Source organism: Campylobacter concisus, from assembly GCF_002913545.1.
Taxonomy (GTDB): domain Bacteria; phylum Campylobacterota; class Campylobacteria; order Campylobacterales; family Campylobacteraceae; genus Campylobacter_A; species Campylobacter_A concisus_AV.
Genome location: NZ_PPBR01000048.1, coordinates 1 through 429 on the forward strand (window position 1 = coordinate 1; position 429 = coordinate 429).

At 47.6% G+C, this 429-nt stretch carries 1 pseudogene; it reads left to right on the forward strand.

Annotation, left to right across the window (positions count from 1 at the left end):
* Nucleotides 1–429: pseudogene (locus tag CYP05_RS03390) on the forward strand (acetolactate synthase large subunit); the annotation flags it as partial.

Below are 429 nucleotides of genomic sequence, written 5' to 3' on the forward strand. Positions count from 1 at the left end.
CCTTTCAGGGGGTGAATGCAGTCGGTATTCCACGCCCCTGTGTCAAACAAAACTGTTGAGTAAGTAGCGTCGAGGAGCTACCTCGCATCATAAAAGAGGCGTTTTACATCGCAAGATCAGGCCGCCCAGGACCAGTTCATATCGATAGCCAAAAAAACGGCACTTCAAGGCTTGGCGACTTAGTCTATCCAAAAGAAATTTCCATCCCAAGCTACAAGCCGACATAAAAAGGCAACTCTAAGCAGATCAAAAAAGCCGCAGCTGCGATAAATGAAGCAAAAAGACCGCTTCTTTACATCGGTGGCGGTGCGGCCGCGTCAAATGCCAGCGAGATCATACGTAAATTTATGAAAAAAACTGGCATCCCAGCGGTCGAGACGCTTATGCCTCTTGGCGTGCTTGATGCAAAAGATGAGCTAAATTTAGGCA